Origin of the sequence: Vibrio nomapromontoriensis (assembly GCF_050337205.1) — a bacterium.
Lineage (GTDB): Bacteria > Pseudomonadota > Gammaproteobacteria > Enterobacterales > Vibrionaceae > Vibrio > Vibrio nomapromontoriensis.
This window is the reverse complement of record NZ_JAKJSS010000009.1, coordinates 427,083-444,926: the sequence shown is the minus strand read 5'-3', so window position 1 is coordinate 444,926 and position 17,844 is coordinate 427,083. Positions and strand designations below refer to the sequence as shown.

General features: G+C 44.0%; 15 protein-coding genes. 10 read left to right on the top strand and 5 right to left on the bottom strand.

Annotation, left to right across the window (positions count from 1 at the left end):
• Positions 1–23: 23 nt before the first annotated feature.
• The 5 genes from L4D05_RS13035 to L4D05_RS13015 are packed head-to-tail and all read left to right on the top strand — an operon-like array spanning position 24 to position 6,150.
• Positions 24–1,034: a DUF58 domain-containing protein gene (locus tag L4D05_RS13035; RefSeq protein ID WP_428794279.1), complete on the top strand. Its 1,011-nt coding sequence runs from the start codon at positions 24–26 to the stop codon at positions 1,032–1,034.
• Positions 1,031–1,624, top strand: a complete 594-nt coding sequence (locus L4D05_RS13030; protein ID WP_428794278.1) for a DUF4381 domain-containing protein — start codon at positions 1,031–1,033, stop codon at positions 1,622–1,624. Before L4D05_RS13035 ends, L4D05_RS13030 begins: the two co-directional genes overlap by 4 nt.
• Positions 1,624–2,592 (top strand): vWA domain-containing protein, encoded by a 969-nt coding sequence (locus L4D05_RS13025; protein WP_428794295.1) that lies wholly within the window; start codon positions 1,624–1,626, stop codon positions 2,590–2,592. The genes L4D05_RS13030 and L4D05_RS13025 overlap by 1 nt, the downstream gene beginning before the upstream one ends.
• Positions 2,585–4,513, top strand: coding sequence for a VWA domain-containing protein (locus L4D05_RS13020; protein WP_428794277.1), 1,929 nt, complete (start codon positions 2,585–2,587; stop codon positions 4,511–4,513). The genes L4D05_RS13025 and L4D05_RS13020 overlap by 8 nt, the downstream gene beginning before the upstream one ends.
• Positions 4,513–6,150, top strand: coding sequence for a BatD family protein (locus L4D05_RS13015; protein WP_428794276.1), 1,638 nt, complete (start codon positions 4,513–4,515; stop codon positions 6,148–6,150). The genes L4D05_RS13020 and L4D05_RS13015 overlap by 1 nt, the downstream gene beginning before the upstream one ends.
• 139 nt (positions 6,151–6,289) lie before the next feature.
• On the opposite strand, the gene L4D05_RS13010 is transcribed toward L4D05_RS13015, so the two are convergent.
• Entirely contained in the window at positions 6,290–7,393 is a 1,104-nt protein-coding gene (locus tag L4D05_RS13010; RefSeq protein WP_428794275.1) for a porin, read from the bottom strand.
• A 412-nt stretch (positions 7,394–7,805) separates the two neighbouring features.
• Positions 7,806–8,909: a porin gene (locus L4D05_RS13005; protein WP_428794274.1), complete on the bottom strand. Its 1,104-nt coding sequence runs from the start codon at positions 8,907–8,909 to the stop codon at positions 7,806–7,808.
• Positions 8,910–9,618: 709 nt separating this feature from the next.
• On the opposite strand from L4D05_RS13005, the gene L4D05_RS13000 reads away from it, so the two are divergent.
• The 4 genes from L4D05_RS13000 (at position 9,619) to L4D05_RS12985 (ending at position 13,750) form a co-directional block, all read left to right on the top strand.
• Positions 9,619–10,656, top strand: a complete 1,038-nt coding sequence (locus L4D05_RS13000) for a porin (protein WP_428794273.1) — start codon at positions 9,619–9,621, stop codon at positions 10,654–10,656.
• A 196-nt stretch (positions 10,657–10,852) separates the two neighbouring features.
• Entirely contained in the window at positions 10,853–11,902 is a 1,050-nt protein-coding gene (locus L4D05_RS12995; RefSeq protein ID WP_428794272.1) for a porin, read from the top strand.
• 239 nt (positions 11,903–12,141) lie between these two features.
• Positions 12,142–13,020, top strand: coding sequence for a DMT family transporter (locus tag L4D05_RS12990; protein WP_428794271.1), 879 nt, complete (start codon positions 12,142–12,144; stop codon positions 13,018–13,020).
• 112 nt (positions 13,021–13,132) lie between these two features.
• A complete protein-coding gene (locus L4D05_RS12985) occupies positions 13,133–13,750 on the top strand; it encodes a glutaredoxin family protein (RefSeq protein ID WP_428794270.1) in 618 nt (205 codons plus the stop codon).
• Positions 13,751–13,878: 128 nt separating this feature from the next.
• Here L4D05_RS12985 and L4D05_RS12980 read toward each other — a convergent pair whose 3' ends face one another.
• Positions 13,879–14,013, bottom strand: a complete 135-nt coding sequence (locus L4D05_RS12980; protein ID WP_428794269.1) for a hypothetical protein — start codon at positions 14,011–14,013, stop codon at positions 13,879–13,881.
• A 475-nt stretch (positions 14,014–14,488) separates the two neighbouring features.
• Between L4D05_RS12980 and L4D05_RS12975 the strand changes: the two genes are divergently transcribed.
• Positions 14,489–15,115 (top strand): response regulator, encoded by a 627-nt coding sequence (locus L4D05_RS12975; protein WP_428794268.1) that lies wholly within the window; start codon positions 14,489–14,491, stop codon positions 15,113–15,115.
• Positions 15,116–15,235: 120 nt separating this feature from the next.
• Here L4D05_RS12975 and L4D05_RS12970 read toward each other — a convergent pair whose 3' ends face one another.
• Positions 15,236–16,129, bottom strand: a complete 894-nt coding sequence (locus L4D05_RS12970) for a LysR family transcriptional regulator (RefSeq protein WP_428753182.1) — start codon at positions 16,127–16,129, stop codon at positions 15,236–15,238.
• 67 nt (positions 16,130–16,196) lie between these two features.
• Complete coding sequence (locus tag L4D05_RS12965; RefSeq protein WP_428753180.1) at positions 16,197–17,582, bottom strand: sensor domain-containing diguanylate cyclase; 1,386 nt, start codon at positions 17,580–17,582, stop codon at positions 16,197–16,199.
• Positions 17,583–17,844 lie beyond the last annotated feature (262 nt).

Below are 17,844 nucleotides of genomic sequence, written 5' to 3'. Positions count from 1 at the left end.
GAACATTTAGGCGGTATGCAGTTATGTTTTTTCGACGTCAATCTAACCAAGTGAGTCCTTTACAGCAGGCGATTGAGCAAGGGCACTTACCTACCTGTAACGGTGTTAGCCTAACCGTAGACGAACTTGCCTTTTACCAAACTCATGGCAAGCGATGGCAACCACCAGCAAAAAGTTTATGGTCACAGCTTAACGGCGCGCATTTAAGCCTCCACAAAGAACGTGGTATGACTTTTTCTGAAGTCCGTCAATATCAAGCTGGCGATGATGTGAGGCAAATAGACTGGCGGGTTACGGCGCGCACGGGCAAGGTTCACACTAAACTATTTTCCGAAGAGCGAGAGCGACCCGTTGTCTTGTTTCTTGACCTAACACCGAGTCTATTCAGTGGCACCAAACTGCTCCTTAAGTCTGTGCAGCTGTGCCATTTAGCTAGCCTTTTGTGTTGGGTCGCCGTTGCGAATAAAGACCGTGTCGGGGCAGTGATTCGTACTCAGGATCGGCTTATTGAATTACGACCTTCTGCATCAAAAGGCGCGGTTTTCCAACTCCTGAACACCATTGCTTCTACGCACAACCACCTGCTAGAACCAAATACGACAACGTCTGCTGAGCAGCAACTCACCTTCACGCAGCAAAAGCAAAGCGAAGTAAAAACGCGGGCGTTTGATGCGCTGAGCAATCTTTGCCGAAAAGGTAGTGAAGTCGTGCTTATCAGTGATTTTTCTACCTCGACAACCGACGATTTTGACACCGTTAAACGCCTTTCTCAGCATAATCGAGTGCGTGCGATTCAAATATACGATCCACTAGAAATAGCCGAGTGCAACAGCAAAGGGCTACAACGCGTTCACGGCAAAGCCGATGAAATGACACTAAACATGAGTAGCGACCGCACTCGTTCAGCTATCAAACAAGCGTATCTCGACCATCACAGCCGCCTTCAATATGAGCTCGCGTCGTTTGGGATACATTTATCGCAAATTTCCAGTGGCGCGCCACTACTTCAGCAAATTTTAGAACGCCAATCATGACCCAACAAACTATATCGCACCCATTAGAATTGAGTCCCCTTACCCTACCGACTGCGCCATCATGGTGGCCACTTGGGCCGGGATGTTGGATATCAGGATTAATCCTCGCTTTCATTATCGTCTGTTCGCTATTTTGGTACCGACGCAACAAACAGAAAACGCGAGCTAAACGTGCAGCACTTAATTTATTTAAGATAGAGCGCCACAATTTAACCCCTTCTTCCGCCATAGAGGTCGTCCGACAAGCGGCGCTGAGTTACTACCCAAGGCAAGATATTGCGAAGTTGAGTGGACAGAGCTGGTATCAATTCTTAGATTCACAATTGGCGGAGGACATCTTTTCTCCCAACCAAGCACTATGGAATCAGGCGCTTTACTGCTCGCAACATGCTTATAGCTCCCCTCGCGCTCAAACGCTCAATGGCGGAGCAAATACTGATGTCAAAGAGCAAGTTCAAGAGGAAAACAACGCCCTGCCGACGGTCTCGCATCCAAGCTTGGAAGGTCATACTTTAATCGCAGACTGTGAGCGTTGGATTCAACAAGCACTACCGCCAAAGCGGAAATATCGCAATTGGAATAGGGGCTAATCATGTCACTGTCATTTGAATGGTGGTGGATGTTCTTACTCACTCCACTGCCCTATTTTGCTCATAGAATACTGGCGCCGAATATCCCTTCGACCCGCGTCATCCTTCCACATTTGACTGCACTTCCAAAGCAAGTCAATCGAGTGGAAAATGTGGGGAAGTTTTTAACGATTAGCGCATGGTTACTACTCGTCATCGCCAGCGCTCGCCCTGTTTGGTTTGGAGAACCCATTGAGATCCAGCCCAAACATCGAGACATGATGTTAGTTATCGATCTTTCTTACTCAATGAGTAAAGAAGATATGGCTTATCAAGGCGAATACATAGACCGACTTACCACGGTAAAACACGTCGTCTCTGACTTTGTCGATAAGCGCAAAGGCGATCGTATTGGGTTAGTTTATTTTGCTGACCATGCCTACCTGCAAACGCCACTAACGTTTGATAAAGAAACCATCAAGCGTCAACTGGATCAGACTGTATTGAAGTTAATCGGTACACAAACCGCGATTGGCGAAGGGATTGGGCTGGCGACAAAAACCTTTATCGACGGCAATGCTCCGCAACGTGTGATGATCTTACTCAGCGACGGCAGTAACAACGCAGGAGTCATCGACCCCATTAAAGCGGCTGAAATTGCAAAAAAATACCAGACAACGATCTACACCATCGGTGTCGGTGCTGGCGAGATGCAGGTGAAAGACTTTTTCATGACTCGAACTGTGAATACTGCTGAAGATCTAGACGAAGAAACCCTAACTCAAATCGCAACCATGACTGGCGGCGAGTATTTTCGAGCCAGAAACGCACAAGATCTTAGCAAAATTTACGACACGATTAACGCGCTGCAACCGATCACTCAAGCGTCTCAAAGTTGGCGACCTCAAACCGAATGGTTTTGGTTACCTGCTTTAGTCGCACTGATGTTGCTGAGCGCGTTACTTTTCATTAGGAGAGACGATGTCTGACTTTATTTTCCTTCATCCGCAGGCTTTATGGTTACTGCTCCCTGCGTTCATAGGCTTAGCTTTGCTAAGCTGGTTAAAACGCAGTGGGCAAGCGAATGCTTTGATGGCCCCTCATTTAGCCGCTTATTTTACTCAAGCGAAATCAGGGCACTATTTACGTTTACCTGGGATTTCGGTACTGATCGTTATCGTCATAATTGCCATCGCCGGACCGAGCTTTCAAAAACACGCCGTACCTGCCTCGCAAACTAACGACGCGAGAGTGTTGGTGCTGGATATGTCTCAATCTGTTTATGCTAATGACATTAAACCCAGTAGACTTGCCCAGATAAAATATAAGGCTCAGGATCTACTGCCGCTATTAAAGCAAGGGCAGACGGGTCTCATCGCTTACGCGGGTGACGCCTATACCTTAAGTCCACTCACTTCCGATTCTGCCACATTAAAAAACCTGATTCAGCACCTTTCGCCTGACATTATGCCTATTCAAGGGGCGCGCGCTGATCTCGCAGTACAGCAAGCCATAACTATGATGAAACAAGGGGGGGCAAAACAGGGGGAAATCGTTCTGTTTTCAGATGACCTTAGCGAGAAAGAGCAATCCAATATTAAAGCGTTGTTAAGCGATGGCCATTGGACTCTATCAGTGTTAGCTTTCGGGTCTAAAGCTGGCGCACCGATTCCGCTTCCAAATGGTTCATTATTAAAAAATAAAGCTGGGACAACGGTGGTTGCGAAGACCAACTTCCAAGCTCTAAAACAAGTCGCAAACATAAACGCTGGTCAGTTTAGCGCCTACCAAAGCAATAATAACGATATTGAGCAACTTGTCCGTACCGCAATAAACCCCTCGTTTGATAACGAGGTGCAGCAAGAGGTCGCTGATCAATCGGTCACCACTCATGTTAACAACGGGATTTGGTTACTGCCTTTCATCTTATTACTCATGCTGCCTTTATTTAGAAAAGGATTGATCTTCACTCTGCCTCTATTCTTTATCGTACTCGTTTCCAGCCCCTCCCCAGTGGAGGCTTCCCCCATCGCTGGTTGGTTTCAAAATAGTGACCAGAATGCGTATGGTGCCTTTCAAGACAAACGCTTTGAGCAAGCGGCGAACGAATTCACCGATGCGCAATGGCAAGGTGCAGCGAAATATGAAGCGGGTGACTATGCCGGGGCAATTCAAGCATGGCAATCACTCAATACGACCGAAGACATTAACAACTTGGCTCATGCGTACGCCCAAAATGGGGATTTTGATAACGCCATTTCAAGCTATGAAACCGTACTCGAACGTGAGCCTAACAACCTGGCAGCGCAGCAAGATTTAGCGACGGTTAAACAAGCGCAGCAACAGCAACAGCAACAGCAACAGCAACAGCAACAGCAACAGCAACAGCAAGATTCTGATTCAACAGACCAGCAAGGGCAACCCGAACAGAATAATAAAAACGGCAATAGTGAAGAAAACCATGCCGACGCTTCACAATCACAAAACGATCAAGATTCCACGTCGCAGGCGGATTCTTCTTCGGCTAACTCTTCACAAGCCGAATCTTCAAAAGAAAACAACATGGCAAATCGTGAGCAAAAGCCGTCGTCAACACAAGAAGCAAGCGAAGACAACGAGCCTAACAATACGCAAGGACAACAACCCAGCGATGAACAAAACCTAGCGGATAAGCAAGACTCAACGATCGACGCCCAGGCAGGTAAGAATGCCCAAGAAGCGGACACCAGCAGCGACACACAGAGCAATAATGCCATATCGCAGCACGATCAATTAGAGGCGCTAGATCCAGAATTGCGTCAACTCGAACAGGTAGAATCCGCGCGAGATCCGAGCCGCCTTATTCAAGCCCAAATGTTATTACAAGCTCGAGATAGAGAACAACCGACAGCTCAAGGGAAAAACTGGTAATGAAAAACATGAAATTGCATCCTTTGCTCCTAAGCTTATTACTCACCTTGTGTGGGCTTATCAGCTTTCCCTCTTGGGCTTTGAACGTGACCGCTAGCGTTAATAAAACCAAAGTCAGTAAAGATGAAGTCATTCAACTGCGAGTGGTCGCCGACGAAAAACTCGATGGGAATAAGGTCTCTTTTGATGCACTGAGCGGTGACTTCTATACTGGTCGCGCCAATTTTAGTTCTTCCGTTAACATTTTAAACGGCTCGCGAACGGACAGTAGTGTGTGGACTATTGCCATTGCACCACAACGGATAGGAAAAATTGTCATTCCAAGCTTTGATGTTGATGGAGTGAAAACGGCGCCAATCACACTGTCTGTGACAATTGATGAACAAACGCCAACCACCGATGATATGATTGAGGTCAGAACACAAATCGGCAAGCAGCAACTATTTCCTAAAGAAAGCACCTTATTAAACGTGCGGATTATCGTTAAAGTAGACCCTCGCCTGTTACAAAACCCTGAACTAGTTCAACCTATCGCCAATGGCGTATCGTTAGACGCGATTGGAGAGCCAAAGCAATACCAAGCCGTATTAGACGGTGTTGATGTATTGATCATTGATCAACAATATCGAGTGACAGCGAAAGACGCTGGTGAGTTTACTCTTCAGGCCCCAACACTCAGTGGCGGAGTGCTCTATGGTAATAATCGGAGTGGGTCGACTAAAATACTCACTCTAAACCACAAAGCACCGACACTTGCCATAACAGTGCACCCTATTCCTGAGAACTATCAAGGTATTTGGCTCCCCACTTCCAAACTTTCAATGACACAATCTTGGCAACGTGCTGATGGCAGCCTTGTGTCGTCTAATGACACTGAAATGGCGACAGGCGATGCGCTCACTCGAACCATCACATTAACTGCGATGGGATTGACGGCAAACCAGCTCCCTAACCTTTCGATAAAAAACCCAAACGCGTTTCGCGTCTATCCGGAAAAACCTACCTTTACCGAAAATAGTGATGGTTCAGTCACCATGACCACCAAACAAGTATTAATTGCCAAACAAGCGGGGGATTATGAGTTACCCAAGATCACGGTGAATTGGTGGAATACCACCACGAACCTCGCTGACCAATCTACATCTCCCGGATTAACCGTTAGCGTGCAACAAAGCGATGAAACCGGGATTTCATTTGCGCCAGCAGATGTACCCCCCCCTGCAGAAGTGGTCAAAGACCCTGGGCTTTGGCCATACATAAGTGGCATTTTGGCGATGCTTTGGCTATTTTCGACATTCATGTGGTACAGGGCAAGCAAACACGCACCACGTTCAAACGTTGAAACTCTGCAAACTGGCGACAGCAATTTGCCTATCAAGCAGCGCTTAATACAAGCCATCAAAGATAACCGAGCCATTGAGGCGCAGTCTGTCTTCCATATGTGGATTAAGTCGAACCAAGGTTTGTCGGCATCAACCGTGGCACAAATTCAAGCGCAGCTTACTGAGATGAGTCGTTTATCACTCACTGGCGAATTAGAGCGCAATGAATCGAGTTCTTGGGATTCAAGCCATGTTATCGGATTAATTGGAAGTGCAAGGTTAACCAAAGAAGGCCATGAATTACCGCCGCTATAAGGCTATTCAATCTGTTCAATCTGATTTAGTGGATGAGCGATCTCGTAACACTTGAAATACTGGATACTACCCATAAAAAAAGCGCCCTTAAACGGGCGCTTTAAGCAATGATTAACTCATTGTTAACATCGATGGTCGCTTATAGGTAGAAACGAGTACCGATGATGAATTGGTTGTCTTTACGCTTACGGTAATCAACTGTGCTACCAGTTTCGCCTTGGTTGTCGAAGTTGTAGCCAGTGTAGGCACGTAGACGTGGAGAAAGCGTGTATTCAGCTTGGATAGACGTACCAGACTTAACGCGAACGTCGTTCTGCATGTCTTTCATCTCTTCGTGCTTAAGAATTAGGTTAAGACCCATGTCTAGACCGTAAGCAAGGATAGAATCGAATGCTTCAGTTTCAGCAATAAGCTTGCTATCGAACGAGTTCATGTTCTTGTTGCTTGCTAGTGTAGCAGCAACGTATAGACCAGAACCGAAGTTACCGTACTTACCAGATACTAGGTGAGAGTCAGCCAGTTTAGCTACGCCACGCTCAGTGATGTTACCGCTGTTGAATGCGTAGTTCGCATTGAAGCCTGCAATCGTATAACCAGCTGCAACTTGTGCACGGTTTTGTGAGCTCAACCAAGTTTGAGTTTTGGTTCCATCAACGATTTCGCCAGGCGCTACAACATCACCCGAGTCGTTATATTGAATGGTTTCGCTCACAGAGTTAGCACCCTGCCAACCAGCACCAACTGTCAACGCTCCTGCATCACCAAAATCAATAGTGTTGTAGTAAGCCGCTAGTTTATCCGCACGAGCTGTACCGAAGAAACCGTGGTTGTCGTATAGGAAGTCGTTTGACCAACCGATTGGCGTATCAACAACACCTGCCGCCATGTAGTAAGGAGACCACTGTGTACCCGCAGCAATGCGACCGTATGTCTCGTGACCAAGACCGATGTAGCCTAAACGAGTTTTGAATGTGTCTTTGCCGCCTTCAAGCATGTTCATCGCCCATTCCGCTTTGAAGTCTGCCTTGAAGCCGTGACCAATGTCTTGGATTACTTCGATGTTGATACGTGGCGATGTCTCTGTAACACGTGCATCTTTACCCGCGTGAGCACCCGTTAGACCGATAGTCGCGTGACCACCGATAGACATTTGAGTGCCTTCTTTGTTGTACACTTCTAGTGCGTTTGCTTGAGTACCGATTGCAGCAGCTGTTACTGCAAGTGCTAATAGTGTTTTGTTCATTACGATTTCCATATTGACGGCTTATTATCGAGCTGTATCGCCCGATAGGTGTTTAAAGTGTTTCCTTAACGAGAGAAGCTGGCAGGCCACTCGGTGTTAAAGACGCTAAAAACGTGAACTTGAAATATGGAATTACTTTAAATTGAGAGTTCCCGAATGTGTCGTGAAACAAACTGAAATTTTAGAGAGCCAGGAACAAGAGACTTACCCATTCAAAAACAATAACTTACACATAAAGATTTATAAACAGTGAGAACCTTATACTTATTCGTAGGTTTTCTTTTATTTTTTTCATTGGTTCTGTGAATTAAATGCAATCACTACCATTTACCACGCAAACACAAGGCGCAAAAAAGCCGCTCACAAGGAGCGGCTTTCATCAAACTGTTGGAGCTAAATGGTCATTTTTTCCTTATAGGAAGAAACGAACACCTGCCATCCATACGTTGTCACGTGCTTCTTTGAATTCGCCCGTACCTTGAAGATCGAACTCATAGCCTGCGTATGCGCGTAAACGAGAAGTTACGTCGTACTCAGCTTGGATAGCTGAAGTCGCGTAAATAGTTTCGCCTTGGTAGCCAGCACCAAGAACTTTATCACCGTCATACTTAACTGACTCGTAGTTAACTGACAGGTTCAAGCTGTTAGATAGGCCGTAAGCTAAGATTGCTTCGTATGCTTTAGTGTCGTCTAGTTGAAGACCTTGAGCACCTTTATCGTAACTTGTCATATAGTCATTCATTGCATAAACACCAGCAACGTATAGACCTTTACCGTAAGTACCGTACTTAGCCGATACAAGGTGAGATGTAGCTTTATCATCTAGAATCTGAGTTGTTGAACCAGTAGAAGTGATATCACCGCCGGTGTACGCATAGTTAACACCAAAACCAGCTACATCATAACCAAGTTGAACTTGTGCACGTTGACCAACGTTGAACTGACCATTATCTACCACTGGACTTGTAGACGCTGTTCTGTTATCGATGTCGCTTGCGCCTTGCCAACCTAGACCAAAGTTGAATGCACCAGCATTATCAAAATCGAATGCATTAGTGTAAGCAATCATTGATTCTGCACGGCCAGTACCGAACGCGCCGTGGTTGTCGTATAGGAAGTCATTCGCGAAAGCGATTGGAAGATCCGCAACGCCACCAGCTGTGTAGAAAGGTGCCCATTGAGTACCTACTGCTACACGACCCATTTCTTCATGGCTCACACCGATGTAACCAAGACGAGTAGTGAAAGAGTTGTCACCGCCGTCAAGCATGTTTAGCGCCCACTCACCTTTAGCATCAGCAGTAAAGCCATTGCCTAGGTCTTGAGTTGCTTCGAAGTTGATACGTGGAGAAACAGAGTTTACGCCAGCTGCTGTAGACTCAGCGTCTGCAACGCCTACAGATACGTGACCGCCTACTGCGAAAGTAGAACCGTCTTTGTTGTAAAGCTCAACTGCTTGTGCAGATGTACCGAATGCTGCAGCTGCCACTGCTAGTGCGATAAATTTTTTGTTCATTGGGATTTCCATATTTCAAGTTTTGTGCGCCAAACATCTACATAATGAATGACATAACGTACATGAAGCTGTTACGTACACAGACATAACACCTATGCATGTAACCCACTTAATGTAACGCTGGATTAACATGACGAAAATCACTCTAACCCTAAAGTTCCCAAAGCTTTCATAAAAAGACGTAAAAGATTAAAAACAGTGTTTTCTATTTTAATTAATCACATTAAAACAACAACTTAAAATAAATATAAAAAAGATAAAACAACCTAAATAAGCGTAAATTTGAGTCATTTTTATGCAAATTGACTTTTTGCGTGGGGAAATTTTACACTCTGCTAGCTTTTTATTGTTGCTTCCTCATGCGTAATTTCAATCGCTTAGCGGATCCTCCCTTCTTTAAACTAACGTGCAAATCTAGCTTAAATTTCGTTACCGAGGTGTAAACACCGTCCTTAACCTAGAAAAGCATGCCCTTCCCCATGGCTATTCCCTCTCCCCAAACATGAAATTGGTTATAAAAATGCCAATGAAGTACGCAACATATGAGCCACAGGTCACAAAACTAGCATAAAACTTGAACTTACCCCTTTCGGATCAGGAAAGTTCCGAATGCCGTTCTATTCTTGCTTTAGTTACTGATGTGTATGCAGGCATTGGTAAATAGCAATGGCGACATTGCAGTGGTGATACAAATTAAAGGAATATAATTATGAAAATGGCAGCCATCGCAGCAGCGATTACAACAACACTCGTCTCTGGTTCAGCTTTAGCGGCAGAGGTTTATAATTCGGATGGGACTTCACTCGGTGTAGGTGGTCGAGTTGAGTTTCGTGGCGACTTTCAAGGCCGGGCATCAGGAGATGAGCTAAGCGGAACCATGGATAACCAATCTCGTGTCCGTATTAACATCGATGCAAAAACCAAAATCAACGATGACCTTTCAGGTATTGGCTTCTACGAAGCCGAACAAAGCTCTAACTCATCAGGTGACAACAAAAAAGGAACTAACGGTCTTGAGTTCAAGCAGCGTTATTTGTATGCTGGACTAGAAAGTAATGACAACACCATAACGTTTGGTCGTCAAGACACGGCAACCGTACAACTATCTCAAATGTCGGATAATGCCAGTACCTATAGTGGTGCTCAAAAAGAGTTTATCAACGCTGGTAACGAACAAGTAAACAATACTTTTGGGTACTCAGGCTACTTTATGGATGCCTTATCTCTTAAGGCCAGTTATGTGGCTGGAGATAAAGCAAGTAGTAACGGCTATGGCCTTTCTGGCATATACACGCTTCCTTTTGGTCTTGGTATCGGCTTGGGTTATGCCGCTAACGAAAATGACGGTTCACAAGATTCTACACAGTTTATTGGCGGTCTAAATTATCGCTGGAATAGTCTGTATGTTGCGGGGACTTATACTCAAGGTGAGGGATCAGCAAAACTGCTTACATCCAATAACGACTATAAAGGCTATGAGTTAGTTGCTCACTATAAGTTCGACAGTGGTTTCCAAGCTGTCGCGGGCTATCAAAAAGGGGAAATAGATCCTGAGGGTGGTGAAAAATACAACGTAAGTGATTACTTTGAACTAACAGGGAAGTATTTCTTCAATAACACGATTCATAGTTATATTTCCTATAAATTCAATAACCTCAAGAAAAGTGATGAGCAGACTAAAAATAGTGCTGGGGACTATGCTGACGCAGAAAACTCTCTTCGTCTAGGTCTACGTTACGACTTCTAATTACCTAACTAATTTAAGTTATACACAAAGGGCGATTTATTCGCCCTTTCTTACTAAGTAGCTACTTCTATTCCCCCACACAACACCAACTGAAACCAAACTGCAATATCCCCTACATTTCACTGTAACAACCAAACCCTAACCTACCTGCATTCCAAAAAGACATGTGTCTACAGAGACTTAATAGGTAACTAAAATGAAAAAAGCAGTTTTGGCAAGTGCAGTACTGGCAGTGATGACATCAGGTTCAACCCTCGCAGCAGAAGTATACAATTCTGAAGGTACGTCGCTGAAAATCGGTGGCCGTGCTGAGTTTCGTGGTGATTTCATTGGCAATAGCGGCAAAGAAATCGAAGGCACGATGGCAAACAAATCTCGTTTTCGTATTAATGTCGGTGGTGAAACGCAGATCACTGATAACCTTACTGGCTTTGGTTTCTACGAAGCAGAGCAAGGGGTTGAATCAACTGGTGATAAAAAGGCGGAAATCGAATTAAAACAGCGTTATATGTACGCTGGTATCGGTACTCAATTCGGTGACATTTCATTTGGTAAACAAGATACGGCTGGCGTACAAATTTCTCAAATGTCAGATGCAGGCCAAATCTGGACTGGCGGACAAAAAGAATTCATCAACGCCGGTAACGAGCAAATCAACAATACTATTGCGTATGCCAATACTTTTGCTGACGCCTTTGATGTAAAAGCCAGTGCAATTTTGGGATCGGATAAAAATACCGATGGTTATGGCTTATCGGGTATCTACGCGACACCATTTGGTCTTGATATCGGTTTAGGCTACGCGCAAAACGGTTTAGGCACTGAACCAACAACGAACGAAGACAAGGGTGACGCAGACCAAATCATAGGTGGTCTAAGCTACTCTATCGCCAGTTTGACACTAGGCGGTACGTATACGCAAGGCACCTACAAGAACACTGGTAGCAGCGATACGAACTATAACGGCGTTGAGGTTTCTGGTACCTACAAATTCGACGGTGGCTTCCGTCTAATGGCAGCTTACGCAAAATCAGAAATTGAAGGCAAGGGCGCTAGCCAAAACAAATATAATAAAGATGATTTCATTGAATTAACGGGTCAATACCACTTCAATAAATCACTACGTACCTACCTATCCTATAAAATCGATAACCGTAACAAAGATGATTATAGCGATATCGATGGCACGAAAATCAGCTATGACGTTGAAAATACCCTACGTCTAGGTCTTCGCTACGATTTCTAGACATCTCTGAGTCATCAAGAGCGAAACGAATACAGCAAGTCGAGGTCATGTCCTCGGCTTGTTTGCATTTGGTCTCTACTCTTTACAAAATAAGATCGTCCATCCTTGCTTTTCTCCTCTTTCTAAAGCCCTTATCCCGCCAACCAGTATGACTCTGCCGAGGATAATCGGTTAAGTGTCAGTTTCCATAGTTATGTTTCCATAGTAATATCAGCCAACCAACACTAAGAACCCATACTATGAGTCAATCACATCACCCGCTTCAAGGCGCAGTTTGGATGCTATCCGCTGGCGCTGCTTTTGCGCTAGTCAATAATATTGCCCAAATTGTTAGCATTAATCACGGCATGTCGTCGACCATGATTGCTCTCATTCAATATGCGATTGCACTTATTGTTATCCTCCCGACCCTTCGCAACAGTGGACTGTTTCGCTCGCTCCGCACCCAGCATTTTGGTGCACACCTTTTCCGTATCCTACTCTCTGTCATAGGTATCCAATTATGGATGTGGGCGCTCGCTTACCCCGTGCCTATTTGGCAAGGGATTGCGTTGCTGATGACCTCCCCGCTCTTTGCGACATTAGGCTCAGGGCTAATACTCAAAGAGCAAGTGGGATACGCCCGTTGGTTTGCCACAATATGCGGCTTTATTGGCGCACTGGTGATTTTAGAACCTTGGTCTGATTCATTTAGCTGGGCGACGTTGCTTCCAGTCGGAGCGGCCTTTTTCTGGGCTTGTTATTCTTTGATGGTCAAGAAACTCTCAGCGCATGACGCGCCTTCTACGATGGTCATCTATCTATTGCTGCTCATTACGCCGTTTAATTTCATGCTAGCACTACCTACATGGTCGCTACCATCCTCAGGCGTTATTTGGGTCTATCTTATTGGCGCTGGGGCGTTAACTGCATTCGCTCAATGGGCGATTGTAAAAGCATACTCCGTTGCCGACGCGTCTTTCGTTCAACCTTTTGACCACGCCAAACTACCTATGAACGTTCTCGCCGGTTGGCTAGTCTTTAGTTGGGTTCCGCCAGGGCGCTTGTGGATTGGCGCTGCTATTATTATTGCATCCATCGCGTTTATTACTCATTGGGAAACAAAGTCTAGAAAGTAAGTTCCATAAAATAATCATTTCATGTGAAATAAATCGGTGATGAGCGCGTTCTTATACTTATATGGACACATTTTCTTGTTCTTATATAAATACAGTTAAGAGGCAGATAACCATGGCGAAGCCAATCAAAGTCACTCTATATCGTTGGGCAGGGAGCTGGGGCCCATTCAAAGTCAATATTCCCTGCGGTGAGTGCACATTGACCAAAGACATTCTTAACGATACGTTTGCTCACGAGTTGAATGGCGTACCGGTTGAGTTAGAAGTAAAAGACTGGCTGTCTAACTGGTGGGAGCCACTTAAAGTGGGCGCTTGGCACGCTCCGATTATTATGGTCGAAGGTAAAGTCATTAGCCAAGGAGAAGCATTAAACCGCGGCGTGCTGGTGCAGTCCATTATCCAAGAGTGGACCAAGCAAGATGAACTAACTGGCTCTATTGTTTTTGGTAAAGAAACGTGCCCTTACTGTGTCAAAGCAAAGCAGCTGCTTAGCGAGGCTGGAATTGACTTCCAGTATCACGATGTGGTTAAAGACAGTGCGGCACTGTATCGAATGATCCCTGAAGTCAAAGCTCATATCGGCGAGAAAACCCCCGTCACGGTCCCACAAATTTGGATGGATGGAGAGTACATCGGTGGTGCTGAACAATTAGAGCAATGGCTAGCAAAGCAGCCTATCGCTTCTAGTAGTAACAATGTCGTGAACTTTAACGAAAAATCAGCGTCTTAGCGTGCATTTCGGACAATAACTAGTCGTCATGTGCGTATAAATGCAATGGCGGTTACGTAAATAATGGTTACGTAATAATTAAAAAAGCTCGCAGAATGCGAGCTTTTTCATGTTAATTCCGACTTTTCTTATTTGCGTAGCTTTTTCATCATTCGCTTAAGAAATGACTTTTTCTTTGGCTCAGGTTTGCCATAAAGCATGTCATCAATCATTTTTTTGGCGGCAAGCTGGCTTACGTATGCGGCGCCTAATTCATAACCCATGATTTTTCTCACTAATCTATCAGTAGTTTTCAATTCGACGCGAATTCTATACTCAATCCAAAAAAACACAAGACATAGATCACATTTTTGGTGTAACTGAAATTTATATCTTGCATAACGTAACCTCTCTGTTAACAGATTTACTCACATCTTAGACCACTAATTTAGGGCTCCCTTTCCGCTCATCTACGCGATATCAAGTCATTTCGTCAATCAAACATTATTGTCAGAACGATTAACACTACAAAAAATTCAATCGTAACCAATTGATATATATGTATGCTGTATGTTTTTTATGCCATTCCATTTTGGCATTTCGACCATTCCACACTTTCACCGTATTGTTACTTATACTTTCCGCCATCAAATTCTTGTAATGGACATCAGAATAATCCTGCAACTGTCATGCAGCACCATGAGTGAAGGACCCAATTTGATTCTCTTTTAATCTCTCACTTTCAACAAGGTAATGCGAATGCTCCGCTCACAATCAAAAGACTGCCTCGTTATTGATAACTTTCCATTGGTAAGAGAGGCTATTTCACGCATCGTCTCTAGCATCGAGGATATCAACTTAGTTCATCAAATTTCTGATATCCAGGTCGCTCTAGACCTAGTAAAAGCAGGAAGTATTGACTTGATCGTACTAGACGTCAATCTAGCAGAAGCCGATGGGTTTGAGTTTATGCGTCGAGCGTTTACAGCGGGCTATCGAGGCAAAGCCATTTTTATTTCTAGTTATGGCTACCCAATCTACTCAGAAACCGCTTATAAATTAGGTGTAAATGGATACATCAGTAAATCTGAAGATCCAGCTTTGATCCGAGACGCGATTAGCGGGGTCATGCGTGGTTACAATCTATTTAAAACCGACTATAAGGTCCGCAATAGAAAAATTGTCCTTTCTCAACGTGAAACCGTGGTATTTAACTACCTAAAGAAAGGCTATACCAACAAACAAATATCAGAATTTTTGTCGTTAAGCGCTAAGACAATTAGTACTTATAAATCACGTATTTTAGATAAATACGAAGCAAACTCTATCGTTGAGTTGGTGAATTCTCATGACGTGGTAGAAAGCGAAATACGCCTTGCCAGCTAAATATCGACCTAGCTAAGTACCAACTACGCTAGATCGTAACTCAATGGTGACGAGCCTCTCGTCACCATTGATGCTGCTTACACTACAAAAACCACACCAAGATGACTCGCCCTCTTCATGTCACTGGTTCGACGAACTCATCACTTTTTTGACAATTTTATGCAGCATCATGTGGAGCGGGCTCTGCCTGTTGCTCTGTTTCATACACGCGACCAACGGCGTGTGAGGCTGTATGTTTTCGGGAAAAGGGATAAATCGAAACTCAGAACCAGCCACAAGATGTCTGGCTAATAGCGCCGAATAATTATGCTGCCTTAACACTTGGTATGTGGTGGTTAGGTTATCCAACCGTAGACGGTAGTCTAGATGATAATTATTTTGGTCCATTAACTTAATCAGCCGCTGGTGGATGTCATTCCAACCTCTAACTTCAAAAAAAATACTCGGGTGCTCAAAGACATCTTGCCAAGTTTGAATACTGCTCTGTCGTCCTACTAATGCCCCAATTTCTATATGAAACAAGTTCGTTTGGTAAATAGATTTAGGGCAGTCCTCATTAAATATTTGTACTCCCAAGTGTATCTTACCGTTACCTAAGTCTTGGTAAGTACTCTCTCTCCACGTTCTCAATTCAATCATAGCTTTTGGGAAAGCCTCACGAACTGCTTGGTAGATCGGCTCACCAAATTGTTCCAGCGCCACATTATAGAATGCTAGTCTTATTGATTGTTCGTAATTTTCCGCATCAAAGGTTTCACCATGTTGCAAAGCTTGCTCTACCGATTTTAATCCCTGCTCAATGCCCGGAATTATTCTTTCTAAATAGTGGGTAGGCTCAAAACCTTCAACCGTTCGGACAAACAAAGGATCTTTTAATTGCTCTCTTAACTTGGACAAGTGCTTACTCACCGCACTTTCTGTCTTACCTAAGTGAGCCGCGACTGTTGTCAGATTTCGATATTGGTAGATCATAACCAAGACTTTTAATAGGTTAAAATCGTGCTCTTTATGCAACTAAATATCCTCTCATTACTTTTATTCACATATTGCTGTTACTCAGCTAAAGCCTTCAGGTTAATACTCAATCTGGTGCGTATTTTTTTTCTTTTGCTAAGTAAAGCCGCGCATCCGCGCGTTTTAACACATTTTGTAACGATTCATGCTCTCGCAGTTCACTCACCCCAAAACTGATATTAAGTGCTAAGGCTTCAACTCCAAATGGTTTAGACGCCACTTCACTAGCTAGCTGCTTCGCAAGATTATAGGCTGCCGGCCACTTACACCCAGGAAGGATGACGATAAACTCGTCGCCTCCGCTTCGAATTAGATAGTCGCTCTCTCTAAAACATTGACGCATACTCTGTGCAATATGGATAATCGCTTCATCGCCAACATGATGTCCATATGTATCATTGATGGTTTTGATCTTATCGCCATCAATCGCAATAACAGTGATACCCTTCTTTTCCATCGCGTATTTTATTGCGCTGTCTTTCAATATTGCCCGATTATATAAACCCGTTAATTCATCTTTTCGTATCGCAACTTCAGCTAATTTAAGCTTAACGCGCTTAATTTTCAGTTCTTCTAATTTGTTGATCACATACATCAATACAAGAAATAGTCCAATAAGAAGCCAGCCATAATCAATGACTATCTTACTGTAAGGTAGCCGATACGTAGCTAAAAAGTCGTCATCAGCTAAATAATTGGCAGAGTATGCATGATCAGAAAAAGGATAGCGCAAGTCTTCAATAATCACTTGTCGACCAGATGAACTCTCTAGAGACACGTAATCCTTATTAACTAAAAATGGGAATTTGTCTAAATAAACATCAACATTGACATCACCTATCATCACGCCTTCGAAATAGACCGGACTGGATATCGTGATTATCGGTTGTTCTGTGACGCTGTCTTTGTAGACGTTGGACACAACGAGTCTGTCTTTCAAATCGCTATCGCTAGCATATTTGGAACACGCTAAAGAAGACTGGCACATTTTTCGAGAGAATACCGACTCAAAGGATAGCGGGTTTTGATCAAAAGAGTGAGCCGACATGATTTTCTCGCCCTCATACGAGCGATAATAATATAAGACCTCTCTCACATTAACCAACTCTGGCATACGCGTAAAGATACGATTAACCGTGATACTGACGATGCGTTCGCTTTTCGTCAGTTCTGCGTGACTATCAGAAGCGTATACCTTACCATTTTTCAGATAAGGACCTTGTAAAGTGATGCCTTGCTTAGCGGCAATTTCAGCTTCAAACAGTGCTCCGAGCAAGTATAACGTAGACTTATAGTCAGAAATTGATTTCGTCACAAGGTGAAACTTCGCGACCTCGTTATCGACAAGCTTATCAACCGCTTTATACAACACAATCGTATAAATCCCCAAAGACAACAATACCGCCTTGAGTACAATCGTTGTATGGATTTTTGTCAGTTTGTGCATAGTCATCAAATACTTAATCCAAAGGTCTCGCGAATGACCGACAACGGTCAACAGCACTTAACTAAGTATTATCTCGATTTCAGCGAAGTCAAACAACTCAAACGCAACAATTATTGTCTAAAAAGAGAAGCGTAGCAGCAAGAGAAGGGAGAAGCTCTGTAAACCGAGAGTCACCTAGCCGAGTGTGACTTTATTTTAATCATTGAATCTATGTTCTGACGTTGTTTTAAGAGGTCTACAGAGCTTAACTGTAGTTTTACACTTATTA